Annotated in this window: 16 protein-coding genes; 2 read left to right on the top strand and 14 right to left on the bottom strand. The window is 41.6% G+C overall.

Going from position 1 to position 14,275, the window contains the following annotated elements; genetic code table 11:
• Window positions 1-45: 45 nt before the first annotated feature.
• From era to ybeY, 3 genes are read right to left on the bottom strand one after another with little or no spacing between them, the layout of a single operon-like run.
• Window positions 46-945: a GTPase Era gene (era, locus tag D8805_RS01045; protein ID WP_061409096.1), complete on the bottom strand. Its 900-nt coding sequence runs from the start codon at window positions 943-945 to the stop codon at window positions 46-48.
• Between the two features lie 16 nt (window positions 946-961).
• On the bottom strand, window positions 962-1,357 hold the full coding sequence (locus D8805_RS01040; protein ID WP_125415132.1) for a diacylglycerol kinase family protein: 396 nt from the start codon (window positions 1,355-1,357) through the stop codon (window positions 962-964).
• Window positions 1,338-1,835: an rRNA maturation RNase YbeY gene (ybeY, locus tag D8805_RS01035; RefSeq protein ID WP_000275169.1), complete on the bottom strand. Its 498-nt coding sequence runs from the start codon at window positions 1,833-1,835 to the stop codon at window positions 1,338-1,340. The genes D8805_RS01040 and ybeY overlap by 20 nt, the downstream gene beginning before the upstream one ends.
• 104 nt (window positions 1,836-1,939) lie before the next feature.
• On the opposite strand from ybeY, the gene pavA reads away from it, so the two are divergent.
• A complete protein-coding gene (gene pavA / locus D8805_RS01030) occupies window positions 1,940-3,595 on the top strand; it encodes an Rqc2 family fibronectin-binding protein PavA (RefSeq protein ID WP_125415131.1) in 1,656 nt (551 codons plus the stop codon).
• Between the two features lie 32 nt (window positions 3,596-3,627).
• Here pavA and deoD read toward each other — a convergent pair whose 3' ends face one another.
• From deoD to D8805_RS00985, 9 genes are all read right to left on the bottom strand, one after another.
• Window positions 3,628-4,338 (bottom strand): purine-nucleoside phosphorylase, encoded by a 711-nt coding sequence (gene deoD / locus D8805_RS01025; protein WP_125415130.1) that lies wholly within the window; start codon window positions 4,336-4,338, stop codon window positions 3,628-3,630.
• A gap of 222 nt (window positions 4,339-4,560) precedes the next feature.
• Window positions 4,561-5,271, bottom strand: coding sequence for a type 1 glutamine amidotransferase (locus tag D8805_RS01020; protein ID WP_125415129.1), 711 nt, complete (start codon window positions 5,269-5,271; stop codon window positions 4,561-4,563).
• 4 nt (window positions 5,272-5,275) lie between these two features.
• Window positions 5,276-6,085 carry a purine-nucleoside phosphorylase gene (locus D8805_RS01015; RefSeq protein ID WP_125415128.1) on the bottom strand — a complete coding sequence of 270 codons (810 nt, stop codon included), beginning with the start codon at window positions 6,083-6,085 and terminating at the stop codon, window positions 5,276-5,278.
• Window positions 6,082-6,642 carry a DUF1697 domain-containing protein gene (locus tag D8805_RS01010; protein ID WP_125415127.1) on the bottom strand — a complete coding sequence of 187 codons (561 nt, stop codon included), beginning with the start codon at window positions 6,640-6,642 and terminating at the stop codon, window positions 6,082-6,084. Before D8805_RS01010 ends, D8805_RS01015 begins: the two co-directional genes overlap by 4 nt.
• A 1-nt stretch (window position 6,643) precedes the next feature.
• Window positions 6,644-7,855: a phosphopentomutase gene (locus D8805_RS01005; protein WP_125415126.1), complete on the bottom strand. Its 1,212-nt coding sequence runs from the start codon at window positions 7,853-7,855 to the stop codon at window positions 6,644-6,646.
• A gap of 23 nt (window positions 7,856-7,878) precedes the next feature.
• The gene (gene rpiA / locus D8805_RS01000) at window positions 7,879-8,562 is read right to left on the bottom strand and encodes a ribose-5-phosphate isomerase RpiA (RefSeq protein ID WP_049505712.1); all 684 of its coding nucleotides are present in this window, start codon (window positions 8,560-8,562) and stop codon (window positions 7,879-7,881) included.
• 105 nt (window positions 8,563-8,667) lie between these two features.
• The gene (locus D8805_RS00995; protein WP_125415125.1) at window positions 8,668-9,597 is read right to left on the bottom strand and encodes a peptidase U32 family protein; all 930 of its coding nucleotides are present in this window, start codon (window positions 9,595-9,597) and stop codon (window positions 8,668-8,670) included.
• A 124-nt stretch (window positions 9,598-9,721) separates the two neighbouring features.
• A complete protein-coding gene (locus D8805_RS00990; RefSeq protein WP_125415124.1) occupies window positions 9,722-10,402 on the bottom strand; it encodes an ABC transporter ATP-binding protein in 681 nt (226 codons plus the stop codon).
• Between the two features lie 13 nt (window positions 10,403-10,415).
• Entirely contained in the window at window positions 10,416-11,471 is a 1,056-nt protein-coding gene (locus D8805_RS00985) for an ABC transporter permease (RefSeq protein ID WP_125415123.1), read from the bottom strand.
• A gap of 379 nt (window positions 11,472-11,850) precedes the next feature.
• Here D8805_RS00985 and D8805_RS00980 point away from each other — a divergent pair, with 379 nt between their 5' ends.
• Complete coding sequence (locus D8805_RS00980; protein ID WP_125415122.1) at window positions 11,851-12,135, top strand: DUF3270 domain-containing protein; 285 nt, start codon at window positions 11,851-11,853, stop codon at window positions 12,133-12,135.
• Between the two features lie 61 nt (window positions 12,136-12,196).
• Here the strand turns inward: D8805_RS00980 and D8805_RS00975 are convergent, their stop codons facing one another.
• Together D8805_RS00975 and ciaR are read right to left on the bottom strand one after the other, a co-directional pair.
• A complete protein-coding gene (locus D8805_RS00975) occupies window positions 12,197-13,534 on the bottom strand; it encodes a sensor histidine kinase (protein WP_125415121.1) in 1,338 nt (445 codons plus the stop codon).
• A complete protein-coding gene (gene ciaR, locus D8805_RS00970; RefSeq protein WP_000590630.1) occupies window positions 13,524-14,198 on the bottom strand; it encodes a two-component system response regulator CiaR in 675 nt (224 codons plus the stop codon). Before ciaR ends, D8805_RS00975 begins: the two co-directional genes overlap by 11 nt.
• Window positions 14,199-14,275 lie beyond the last annotated feature (77 nt).

The raw sequence follows: 14,275 nt of genomic DNA, 5'->3' as shown, positions 1-14,275 counted from the left end.
TCCTCCTTCTGTAAAAACAAGAAGCAGGCATGAGCCCACCTCTACTTAGTATTCTTTTTCATTATAGCCAAAGTCAGCCAAATCTAGCTTTTTATCACGCCAATTTTTCTTGACCTTGACCCAAGTTTCTAGGAAAACTTTATCCCCTAGCATGAGTTCGATATCACGACGGGCCATAGTCCCAATTTTCTTGAGCATAGCGCCACCTTTTCCGATGATAATGCCTTTTTGGCTATCTCGCTCCACCATGATAGTTGCACGAATGTGAACCTTGTCTGTCTCTTCATCCCGTTTCATAGAGTCAACCACTACGGCAACTGAGTGTGGAATCTCTTCACGTGTCAAATGAAGAACCTTCTCACGAATCATTTCTGAAACCAAGAAACGCTCAGGATGATCTGTGATTTGATCAGCTGGGAAATACTGGAAACCTTCCTCAAGATTTTCACTCAGAATATCGATTAGACGAGAAACGTTATTTCCCTGAAGGGCTGAGATAGGAACAATTTCCTTAAAGTCCATCTGGTTACGGAAATCATCAATCTGAGCCAAAAGCTGGTCTGGGTGGACCTTGTCAATCTTATTCACCACCAGAATCACAGGAACCTTGGCAACTTTCAGACGCTCGATAATCATATCGTCGCCCTTACCACGTGGCTCATCAGCTGGCACCATGAATAGAACAGTATCCACTTCACGCAAAGTACTATAGGCAGATTCCACCATAAAGTCCCCAAGAGCTGTTTTTGGCTTGTGAATCCCCGGTGTATCGATAAAGACGATTTGTTCCTTATCCGTTGTGTAAATCCCCATGATTTTATTGCGCGTTGTCTGCGCCTTGTCACTCATAATAGCAATCTTTTGCCCCATGACGTGATTTAAAAATGTTGACTTCCCAACATTGGGACGCCCTAAAATGGCTACAAAGCCTGATTTAAATGTCATAATTTCCTCTTATTGTTTAAAATAGTATATCCCAAATGCGTGGGAGAAAGATAAATGCACCTGTCACTGCAGCAAAAAGAGAGACCACAAGCACGGCACCTGCTGCCATGTCCTTGGCTTTCTTTGCCAACATAGAAAAGTGATAGTGACTGGCTAGATCCACCACATTTTCGATAGCAGAATTAATAATTTCAAAGGCTACTACCAAGAAAATGCTCATCAGGAGAAAGAGCCATTCGATCCGTGACACCTGAAAAACAAAACCTGCAAGGATGACTACTAGAGCCGTCACTGCATGTTTTCGCATATTGCGTTCTTCCTTGAAAGCAGTCAGAATTCCTGTAAGGGCAAATTCTAAACTGGATACCAGGTCACGATTTTTCCATTTTCGTTTATTGTCTTGTGAGTCCATAGGCTGTCAAAATTTCTTCTTGTAAACCGAACATCTCCGCTTCTTCTTCCGGAGTGTAGTGATCATAGCCGTTAATGTGTAAAAAGCCGTGTACTGCCAAGAAGCCCATCTCACGCTCAAAGCTGTGACCGTATTCCTCAGCCTGCTCATGCGCTTTATCGATAGAGATGAACAGTTCCCCAATATAAGCATCAAACTCAGACATCATCTCTGCCAATTCAGGATTTTCAAGCAAATCCTCTTCGTCAAAGGCAATATCCAACTCTGGTTTATACTCAAGGCTGATAACATCTGTCGGACGATCCGTATCACGGTACTCCAGATTGAGTTCGTGACTACGCTCGTTGGTCACAAAAGTGACTGCCATCTCCTTGTCTTCTTTTCCTATTTTTTGGGCTGCAAATTCCAAAATTTCTTGGGTTTGTTGCAAGATTTCTTGTGAAACTTGACCAGTTTCATCTACCATTTCAATATACATGTACTTCTCGATTCTCTTTACTTGGCTTTATTATACCATATTTCCATGATTTTATTCTACCTTTTTGATATAATACTATGGAATACAATCACAAGGAGAGAACGATGTCATTTGACGGATTTTTTTTACATCACATGGTTGAGGAATTGCGAAGAGAGTTAGTCAATGGTCGCATCCAGAAAATCAATCAGCCTTTTGAACAAGAGTTGGTCTTGCAAATCCGCAGCAATCGCCAAAGCCATCGCCTGCTCCTCTCTGCTCATCCAGTTTTCGGACGTATTCAGCTGACCCAAACGACTTTTGAAAATCCAGCCCAACCTTCTACTTTTATCATGGTTTTGAGAAAGTATTTACAGGGAGCTGTGATTGAGTCGATTGAGCAAGTGGAAAATGACCGTATTGTGGAAATTACGGTTTCCAATAAAAACGAGATTGGGGATCATATCCAGGCTACCTTGATTATCGAGATTATGGGTAAACACAGTAATATTCTACTGGTCGATAAAAGCAGTCATAAAATCCTCGAAGTTATCAAACACGTCGGCTTTTCACAAAATAGTTACCGCACCTTGCTTCCAGGATCGACCTATATCGCTCCGCCAAGCACCGAATCCCGCAACCCTTTTACTATCAAGGATGAAAAACTCTTTGAAATCCTGCAAACACAGGAATTAACAGCTAAAAATCTTCAAAGTCTCTTTCAAGGTCTGGGACGCGATACGGCAAACGAATTGGAAAGCATACTGGTTAGTGAAAAACTTTCCACTTTCCGTAACTTTTTCAGTCAAGCAAGCAAACCATTTTTGACAGAGACTTCTTTCAGCCCAGTTCCTTTTGCGAATCGTGTAGGAGAGCCTTTTACCAGTCTTTCTGACTTGCTGGACACCTACTATAAGGACAAGGCTGAACGGGACCGCGTCAAACAGCAAGCCAGTGAACTCATTCGACGTGTTGAAAATGAACTTCAGAAAAATCGACATAAGCTAAAAAAACAAGAAAAAGAGTTACTAGCGACAGACAACGCTGAGGAATTTCGCCAAAAAGGAGAATTGTTGACAACCTTCCTCCACCAAGTGCCTAATGACCAAGATCAGGTTATCCTAGACAACTACTACACCAATCAACCTATCACTATTGCGCTTGATAAGGCCTTGACTCCCAGTCAGAATGCTCAACGCTACTTTAAACGTTACCAGAAACTCAAAGAAGCTGTCAAATACCTGACTGAGTTGATTGAAGAAACCAAGGCAACTATTCTCTATCTGGAAAGCGTGGAGACTGTGCTCAACCAAGCAGGGCTGGAGGAAATCGCTGAAATCCGTGAGGAATTGATCCAAACAGGCTTCATTAGAAGACGCCAACGTGAAAAAATCCAGAAACGCAAAAAACCAGAACAGTATCTGGCGAGCGATGACAAGACTATCATCTATGTCGGACGAAACAACCTGCAAAATGAGGAATTAACCTTTAAAATGGCTCGCAAGGAGGAACTTTGGTTCCATGCCAAGGATATTCCTGGAAGCCATGTCGTCATCTCAGGAAATCTCAATCCTTCTGACGAAGTCAAGACAGATGCGGCTGAATTAGCTGCCTACTTTTCCAAAGGGCGTTTGTCAAATCTCGTTCAGGTGGATATGATTGAAGTGAAAAAACTCAACAAACCAACTGGTGGAAAACCTGGCTTTGTAACCTACACAGGACAAAAGACTCTCCGCGTCACACCAGACCCAGAAAAAATCGCATCCATGAAAAAATCCTGATTTTACTTGAAATCAGGATTTTCGTTCACATTTTACTCTGCAATCAAAGTTTCCAAACCAACCTTCATCATATCAGTGAAGGTGTTTTGGCGTTCTTCTGCAGTAGTGTCTTCATCTGGATTGACCAAACTATCGGAAATAGTCATGATAGCAAGTGCATCGACGTGGTGTTGGGCAGCAAGATAGTAAAGGGCTGCTGCTTCCATTTCCACAGCCTTAACTCCCCATTTACCAAGTTCGATGTTCTTTTCAAAGTAGTTTGAGTAAAAGACATCTGATGACAAGACGTTCCCAACGTGGGTTGTCATACCGAGTTCTTTAGCGATATGGTAGGCCTTGTCTAACAAATCAAAACTAGCGATTTGTGGAAAATCATACTGTGGCCAGTCGTTGCGGATGATGTTTGAGTTGGTTGCAGCTGCTTGCGCCAAAACCAATTCACGGACATGAACATCCTCGTTTAACGAACCCGCAGTTCCCACACGGATCAATTTTTTCACACCATAGTCCACAATCAACTCACGCGCATAAATCGAAATCGATGGCATCCCCATCCCAGTTCCCATGACAGATACACGCTTGCCCTTGTAAGTACCAGTGTAACCAAACATGTTACGCACTTCGTTAAAACAAACAGCATCTTCAAGGAAATTCTCCGCAATAAACTTGGCACGAAGAGGATCCCCCGGAAGAAGAATTTTATCAGCAATTTCACCCTGCTGAGCAGCAATATGGATAGACATAGTTAAGATATAAAGGGCGACAGAGAACAAAGTAAAAATAGGAAACTGACGAAGCATCGCAGATGCTAGACAGTTTATCTTTTTTACACAGTTCTCCGCCCGTATTCAGTTCAGCAAATACGGTTTACCCATCCTTTCTTTCTTGATTTTAAAATTAAATATTTCGCAAAACAGTTAGCTCGAGTTTGACTATAACTCAGATACTCTGCCTTTCTGTAGTTCCTAGTTTACCAATGAATCTAAAAATGTATACAGTTTTGCATTCATTTCAGAATAATCGTTTCCACGTAATTCTTCTGGTGTTTGAACAAAAGGCAACTTTTCACTTTGCTCTCTTAATTTCTCCTCACCATCCGCAGCAATCAATAATTCTATTGCGTCTGGATCAAATTCCAAATGAGCCTGAAAGGCATAATGTTTTGGACTGAAGCGAATAATTTGGCGTGGACAACCTTGACTGGTCGCCAAAACGACAGCTTCATCTGTCAGCCCTGGCATATCACCGTGCCAGTGGCCGGTTTCTATGTTTTTTCCGAACAAGCTGACATGAGGATCTGTTAGACCTTGCATCGTCAATGTGACAGGATAAACGCCGATCTCGCGCTCTGGACTATGTTCATACTTCGCACCATAGGCAACAGACAAGAGCTGAGCACCAAGACAGACACCAACGATATAGATATCTGCGGCAATTGCTTCTTTCATAAAAGCAAGCTCAGCCTTAGGGTCATAGTATGGGAAGTTTTCTCTATCCTCATCAGGTGATTGAGGACCACCCATAACAATCAGAAAATCAATTCCGTCAATTGTTTCAGGAAGAGGTTCTTTTTCATAAACCTTTGTTGATGTAATTTGATGACCTCGTTCTAGAGCCCATTTTAGATATGCACCTGGAACCTCAAATGTCTCATGTAAAATAAAGTGAACTCTCATGACATTACAATTTTGCAAGAATCGCTTTAAGCAAGCCTTTGAAATCACCTTTAACACGTTCAGTCACTTCTACAACTTCCTCGTGGTTGAGTTCTTCTTGGAAACCAGCTGCATGGTTAGTAATACATGAAATACCGAGAACTTTCAAGCCTGAGTGAGCGGCCACAATAACTTCAGGAACAGTGGACATACCAACTGCATCTGCTCCCAATGTCTTATAGGCACGAATTTCTGCAGGTGTTTCATAAGTCGGACCGGTTACACCGATATAGACACCTTCATCAAGCTTGATACCGAGTTTTTTAGCCACTTCATGGGCAGTAGCACGGTATTCTGGTGTGTAGGCTTTAGACATATCAGGGAAACGTGGACCAAAATCATCCAAGTTTTCACCCATCAATGGATTTTGACCCGTCATGTTGATATGGTCTGTGATAGCCATCAAGGTACCAGGACCAAATCCAATACCGCCAGCTGCATTGGTTACAATGACACCTTCACATCCGAGAACTTTCATCACACGTACTGGGAAAGTCACGACTTCAAGAGGATTTCCTTCGTAGAAATGGAAACGACCTTGAAGAGCCAAGACCTTGCGCCCTGCAAGTTCACCATATACCAATTTACCAGCGTGTCCGACTACTGTCGAACGGCCCCAGTTTGGGATATCTGCATAATCTACTACAACTGGATTTTCGATTTCTTCCGCCAATTCTCCAAGTCCTGATCCAAGGATTAGACCGAACTCAGGCGCTAGTATTCCCTTTTCTTTCAGGAAAGCAGCTGTTTCCTTGATCTTATCTAAAAATGTCATTGTGTGTCTCCTTTATTATTTTTTAGCATTTGATCGATTTTGTCAAAGGTTTTTGCATTGCGAATGGTGATGTTGCGATAGAAAGGCATCTTGAGCAGGTGCTTATGATAGGCAGTTGCATAGTAGGATTCCTCAGAGAATTTCCCCCAGAAAATCCCAAGTCTTCCAAAATGAACGATTTCATCTTTCAGTTCCAAACTTTCAACTTTCTCAATGACTTGAGCCACATCCAAACCCTCCGTGTAAAAGAGGACATCCTTTCGTGCCAAATCTTTGGTCCACCATTCAGGCAAATTTTCAAGTTCCGCTTCAAAGTCCTCTAGACTCAGCAAAGAAAAGCTCTGAATAAATGGATAATGGACTTCAAAGAAAGCCTCTAACTTTTCAACCAATTGGGCTTTGGCATCTGTCGAAGTAAAGAAAATATTGCCACTGTTGATGTAGGTTTCAACCTTTCCCAGTCCCAACTCTGTCAGTTCTTGACGAAGTTGTGCCATGACAACTTTATTTTTCCCACCTACATTAATGCCCCGAACAAGTAAAGCATATCGCGTCATCTTATACCAATTTATCTAAGAAACTTTCACCAATCATGGCAGTTTCAACACCAAAGTTATCCGCAACTGTTGCTGAGATATCTGCAAAATGTCCAACTGGAATCAAACCGTTTCCTTTAAAGGCTGGACTGTAAGCTAAAAGTGGAATATATTCACGAGTGTGGTCTGTTCCTGCATAGGTTGGGTCATTTCCATGGTCAGCAGTAATCAATAGAAGATCATTCTCTCTCATGGCTGCGATAATTTCGGGCAAGCGTTCATCAAACTCATGCAAGCAATCACGGTAGCCATGAGCATTGCGACGGTGTCCATAAAGGGCATCAAAGTCCACCAAGTTTGTGAAAGAGAATCCTTTTTCAAACTCAGCAAATCCCATGGTCTTCAATAATGTATCAATTCCGTGGCTGTTTGACTTGTTGTGGCCCATGTCGTGGTTGATACCCGCACCGTTAAAGATATCGTTGATTTTACCAACAGCATAAGTATCAATGCCAGCCTCATTCAATTTATCCAAAACAGTCGGTGCAAATGGAGATACTGCCAAGTCACGACGGTTTGCTGTACGAGTGAAGTTACCTGGTTCACCAACATATGGACGGGCAATGATACGACCTAAAAGGGCAGGACGCTCAAGGGTAATTGAACGAGCGTATTCACAGATACGGTACAATTCATCCAAAGGAATAATGTCTTCGTGGGCAGCAATTTGCAAAACAGGGTCAGCTGAAGTATAGATAATCAACTCCCCAGTTTCCATCTGGCGTAGTCCAAAATCGTCGATAACAGCTGTTCCTGAGTAAGGTTTGTTAGCTTCACGAATGACCTTGCGCCCTGAAAATTCTTCGATTTTTGTCAGGATTTCTTCTGGGAATCCGTTCCAGAAAGTATCGAAAGGCTCGGTAATGTTGAGTCCCATGATTTCCCAGTGACCAGTCATTGTATCCTTACCAAGGGAAACTTCTTCCAATTTTGTTACATAACCTGTTGGATTGCTTTCAGCTGGTACAGTCTTAAGAGGCGTTTCGCGAGGAATATTTCCTAGACCGATTTTAGCCATGTTTGGCACATTCAAACCCACTGTTTTGGAAATATGTCCAAGTGTGTCAGAAGCACCGTCTGGAACCCCTGCATTGACAAAGTTATTAGCATCTGGTGCAGCACCGATTCCCACGGAATCCAGTACCACCAAGTGAATCCGATTAAATTTTGACATAGTGTATCTCCTTATTATGTTGATTAGTTTGCTTTTGTTGAAGTTAAAATCTGAACACCATCTCGTCCCGCTACGATGACCTTATCCACCATTTGGTTGAACAAGCCATGCTCTACGACACCAACGACATGGTCCAATTCTTGCCCGAAAGCAATTGGATCTTCAATGACATCCAAGGCTAGGTCAATGATAAAGTTCTGCATATCGGTCACAAAACGTTGGCCGTCCTTTTCACGGAAGCTTGGTTTGTAGCCAGCTCGCTCAAACCGACGAAAGACCTGTTCTGCGCCATACTGAACCACTTCTACAGGCAATTTAAAAGCACCTAGTTTCTCGACCAGTTTGCTTTCATCTACCACCCAAATGTATTCTTTCGATGGTGTAGCTACAACCTTCTCCATCAGAAGGGCACCACCACCACCTTTGATTCCGTTAAACTGGCTGTCCACCTCATCTGCTCCATCGACTGTCACATCGACAAAGTCTACTTGATCAATCGACTTGAGCGGGATGTTCAATCCTTCAGCCTGTTTACTAGTCACACTGGAAGTTGTCACAGCAGTAATCTGCAAACCTTCTTCCTTAATCCGACGACCAATTTCTTCTACGAAATAGTAGGCAGTAGAGCCAGTTCCCAGACCGACAACCATTCCATCCTTGACAAACTCAGCAGCCTTGATACCTGCCATCTTTTTCAGATTCTCCACTTAAACACCTCCAATAAAGAGCTATTTTTATTATAACATGTATCCGTTTTTATTTCATGAATACACTTGAAAAACCCGAACATTTTTATTTCGGGTTTTGGTATCCTATTTAACCATATCTGGATCGTAATCATAGAATCCTGTATCGAGAAAACGGTTTTTAGGGTGAAGTTTACGAACTTCTTCATCCAGCAAAAAGGCTTGATCATGGCTGAAATTCCCCTCTTGAATCAAGCCACGCGCTTGAATAAAAAGTTTAGCAATTTCTACAAAATTCTGACCAGGTGTGTAGAGCCCCTCTAGCTTCCAGTGAGTGAAACCATGTTCTACTAATTCTGTCAATTTAGTCATCAAATCAAGGTCGTTATTTGCAAAAATGTGGGTACCATGATTATCTTCAAAGATGGAATAATGGCTCTCTGGATCACTTGGTTCAGCCAAGAAGAGGTCACGCTTACGCGTCTTTTCATCATCGATATGCGTAAAGTTATAATAGTTTTGTAAAAGCGGACGCTTAGAATGGTGAATGACACTGGCACCATAAACCAATACTTCAGCAGGAATTTCCAAAATCTCTGGCATCTTAAAGAGTTCGGCAGATGGAATTTCACGCGCTAAAACCGCCTCAGATGCTCCTGCCTTTTGACCCCAGAAGTTAATCTGACGACTGCTAGTTACCATGGTTGAAGCATCGTAGATGGTCTTAAAGGAATAGCCATCACGGTTGATCACGTAAAAGACACCCGCATCTCCTACTGTAATATAATCTGTCTTGATTTCTTCCAAGAAGTCTAGGAAAGGCTTGATACGGTCCATCATATCTTGGTGCATGAGGGCGTTGACTGCAACAATCAATTCCTTGCCTGCTTCATGAACGAGCTTGGCGATTTCTCGCAACTCATCCTGGCTAAAGGTCGTTGGCAAACGAAGACCAAAATATTTCTCACCGACGTAGATACGGTCTACGCCAGCTTCTAGTAACTGTTCAACTTGTTCAATACTTTCAGCAGTTGCTGTAATGATAATCTTTTCCATAAGAAAAATTATACCACATTTCTCAAAAATCAGCTATGGGTACTGAGAGTTTCACAAAAAGTTAAACTTATTTCTATCTTTCCCAATCAAAAAGTGAACAGTAACTTGTACCATTCACTCTATTTTATGCATGTATTTCTTCAACTAGGTGGCCATCGTTCATAACATAAATACGGTCGACCTTATCAAGAAGGCGTGTATCATGTGTAATCATGACAACTCCTCTTCCTTGTTCATGGGCAATAGCGGCCAACATCTCCGTTACTTGGTAGGCACGCTGGGTATCCAGACTAGCTGTCGGCTCATCTGCAAGCACAATGCTTGGATTGTTATAGAGCGCTCTAGCTATCGCAGCACGTTGACGTTCGCCACCCGATAGAGCCTTGGGATAATGATCTTTTACTTTTTCCAAATCCAACAACTCAAAGAGCTCTTTTCGGTCACTTTTACTATTTTTTCCCTTATCTAGTCTGTCAATCAAATCCAGCTGTTCCTTGACCGTTAGAAATGGAATTAAGTTTGAAGCCTGGAGAATGAAACCAAACTCTCTAAAACGGAGGTCTGTTTTTTCCTTCTCCGTCAAACTGCCTGTTTCCTTCCCCTTTACTAGAATCTTTCCACTCGATGCTTCCTGAAGTTGTCCTAGAGTTGTTAGAAAGGTCGTCTTTCCAGAGCCAGAAGGCCCAACGATAGCTACGAACTCTCCCGCATTTAGCTGAAAATTCGTCTCATACAGGGCTACGACTTTCATCTTTCCTTCCCCGTAGGTTTTTGTCACTTGAGTCATTTCTATCAATGCTGTCATGCTATTCTCCTTATCATTCTGCAATCGCAGTAATCGGGTCCACCTTTAGCAAGCGTGGAAGTGAAATGACACCACCTAGAAGGGCCATCAAGGAAATTACCAAGCTTAGGACAGAGTAAGCTATCCAACTTGGATAGAAAAAGAAGGTAGCTGGTAAGACTAAAATCACTCCTCCGATTGCCAGCAAGGCTAAAGCAATCCCCATACCAGCTAGGAGGAAGATTTGACAGAAAAGAGACCATACAATGGTTTTGGTCTGTATCCCTTGAGCCCGCATTATTCCATAAAGTCCTAGTTTTTGGATGGTAATGATATAAACAAAAATCCCCACAATCAAGCCTGTAATGACAATCATAGCAAGAATCATTCCTGAAAATACATTAACCTGAGGTGTGTACCCAGGAATTTTTGATATCATTTTTGGAATGGAAATCTGTTTCAGACCATCGCCAGCCACTTCTATGTCATTTTTCAATACCAAGGCAGAGATGGAACGATTGGCTTTCAAGGTTCCTTGTAATGTCCAATAAGTCGTCAGACTCGTAAAGACAACAGGCTCAGTGAAAAATTTATTTCCTTGAGTCAGGCCTACAATCTTGTAACTTGCCTCGCTTCCATTGAGCTGAATGGCATCGCCTAGCTTAATCCCATAGTTTTCAAAAGACTGATCCACGACAACCTCATCATCTCCTTCAGGATAACGACCCTCCGTCAAACTAGGAGAGATAAAAGAGTCCCAGTCTTGAGCAAAAATGGAAACATTGACCTTTTCACTACCATCGACTAGATTGGTCACAGCGAACATATAGCCCAATGGAGCAGCCTCTTCAGAACTCTTATCCTTGTAGTCCTTTTCAGGAATAAAAGATGCCGTCAAATTATCATTTGCGTAGTCAGATAAAACCACACCCGTCGCTTGCCAGTTATCAATAGCGGCTCGGTTGTTTCGCACAAGACCAAGAGCTAAACTGGTCATAAAAAAGACCATAAAAGCGATAAGAAAAATGGTAGTTAGAATCAAACTATATCGAAGTTTGTTTCGTAATATCTCTTTGATAGCAAGATACATGCTTATCTCCTTTAACTTTCCCCAGAGGTAGCAAGAAGGCCACCCAATCCAATAGACAGAATCTCTGTCCTTCCATCCATTCAAAACAACTCCTACCAATACTCTTCAAAAGTATCTAGGTAGCAACTTAACAAATCATCTTAGGAGGAAGCCTCAGCTTGCTATCAATTTATATAAGTTATCCCTTCCCTATCCTGTATGTTAGGTAAGGTCGGGTCATCTGTTTTAAGTGTGACATCCATGCTATCACTTTCTCTAGTGGGTGTCAAGAAGAGTGACTTAGAAGATGATAAGAGACTTTAGTAGTTTTGTAACCATTCTGTAACAATTCTCTGCATAAAAAATGATAAAATAGTTAGGTACTGTTAAGGAGAGAATCATGCCCGCAAGAAAATTAGAAGCTTATGAGTTTGAACAAGCTCCCGAATCGAAACAAACTCCGCTTTATCAAGATTATACACATGAAACCCCAGTCGGCCCTAACCTAAAAGAGATTTTATTTTTTGTAAATATTGCTTGTTTTTGTATTTTTATGGTGCTTTTTAGCTTTATCTTTTTGGCCTTAAAACTAAATACAGCTTTATCCTTTGTCGCTGCAATGGGGACAAGCTTCGCCCTTTTACAACTTCAACGAAAGATGATGAAACGAAAATTTTCAAAATAAAGGTTGGTACTACTACCAACCTCTTTTCTAGTTATCTGAGACAGTTATAAAACTGTCTTTTTTATTTATTCTTTCGTTTTGGAGGAGATTGGATAGCGACTTTAACTTCAAAAATCGTTCCTCTAGGCTTGTTATCTTTGACGCTAATCGTTCCTCGTAAGGCATCAACAATCTGCTTGGCCAAAGATAGTCCAAGACCAAAGCCACCTTTCTGACGGGTTCTCGCCTTGTCCACACGGTAAAAGCGGTCAAAGATTTTCTTCTTATCAGGAGCTGAAATTCCAATTCCGTTATCCGTTACTGTAAGATAGAGGTGACGATCTGTAGCATGAACTACAAACTCAATTTTCCCATCTTCTTCGGTATACTTGATGGCATTATCAAACAAGATGGTCATGAGTTGTTTTAAGAGCAACTGATCGGTCATGAATGGACGATAAATTCGATTTTCATACTCAAAAATACGATCATTTTCAGAAGCAATTAACTCATAGTTGGCAAAGGTTGTTTTAAAGAATTGTGGAGAAACTACTGCTATTTCTGGTTTGATTCCATCATCTCGACGTGCAAGGTTGAGAAGATTGGTCGTGAGGAAACGCATGTTGCGAACTTCTTCAAGACTGGAAGCAATACTTTCGCTGGATTCCATGATCGTCGCTTCTGGTTTTCGAAAGAGATTTTCTAAACGATTTTGTAAAACGGCCAAAGGTGTTCTCAGTTCGTGGCTTGCATTTTCAACAAAGGACTTCTGCTTTTGCATACTTTCCAGCAAGGGTTTGACACTGACACGGGCAAGGTAAACACTGGCAATTAAAGACAGGAGCCAGAAACTAGCCATGACTACAACAATTAAATGCTCGTGATTTTGGCTGATTTGCTCAAGCTGGCTGGTATTGATTAGAACCGCCGCATATTTAACATTGCTTGAAACAGTGGACGAATTTGTTTCCATCAAGATCATCCGGTAGGTTTCTTCCTGACCGTAGCTATTGACAACTTGGATTTGCCGAATATGATTCAACTCTTTTCTGTCCAGTTTGATCTTGTCCAAGCCTAAAAAGCGGTTACCCAGTAAGAGTTGGTTAAAATCCTTGTCAAAGAGCAAGACTTCCGTATTGGAGCTGACATTGGGCTTGATTTCAGCCTTGCTGGCATCCGCTGTTGCTGGTTGAATATCTTTGACTTCTTCAGTTGCCCGATTAAGGGCTAATTGGATAACCACCTGAGGGCTAGTGCTAAGGGCTTGGAGTTTTTCATCTACAGAAGTATAGAGACTCGAGTGCATGACCTGGAGGATAATCAAGGTCATAGCAGAGAAGATCAGGGTGAAAACTCCGAAGTTTCGAATGAAATAGCTAAAATCATCTGCGTACCATGTTTTTTTTAGTTTATTGAACATCTTTTAAAATATACCCGACACTACGCAAGGTTTGAAGATTTTCAGCAAAGGCTGTTCCCTTCAATTTCTTACGAACTTTTGAGACATAGACTTCTACAACGGAAATCGTCGTATCGCTATCAAATCCCCATAGACGGTCAAAAATTTGTGTCTTGGGAAGAATAACATTTTGATTTTGAAGGAAGTAAACCAATAACTCAAACTCTTTCCCGAGCAGTTCTACAGGAGTATCTTCCACTTTCACTTCATTCGTTGAAAGGTTAACGACAATATCCCCATAGGTCAAGGTGTTTTCGTTAAACTTACCTGAACGTTTGAGAAGGGCTTGGATCCGCATTTTGAGTTCTTCTAGGTAGAAAGGTTTGGTGAGGTAGTCATCCGCTCCAAGCTCAAAACCGTGTCCCTTATCATCCAAACTCTCTTTGGCAGTCATGATAAGGACTGGTGTTGTAATTCCTTTTTCGCGCAACTCTTTCAAAACTTGGAAGCCATTTTTTTCAGGCAACATCAGATCAAGCAAAATCAAGTCATAAACGCCACTTTCAGCTTCGTAGAGACCTTCTTCTCCATCAAAGACCTGCATGACATCTGCAAAATCATCTAAAAAGTCAAATACTGAGTTTGACAGACCTAGGTCATCTTCTACTAGTAAGATTTTTATCATCAGAAACTCCTCCTTGTTATGATTATTATACCAAAATTGCCTTAAAAAAAACTCAACTCTCTCTTCTTTTGAGATAG

The organism is Streptococcus oralis subsp. dentisani, from assembly GCF_003944205.1.
In the GTDB taxonomy this organism is placed as follows: Bacteria; Bacillota; Bacilli; order Lactobacillales; family Streptococcaceae; genus Streptococcus; species Streptococcus oralis_BH.
The sequence above is the reverse complement of the archived record's forward strand: the minus strand, read 5'-3'. Positions and strand labels throughout refer to the sequence as shown.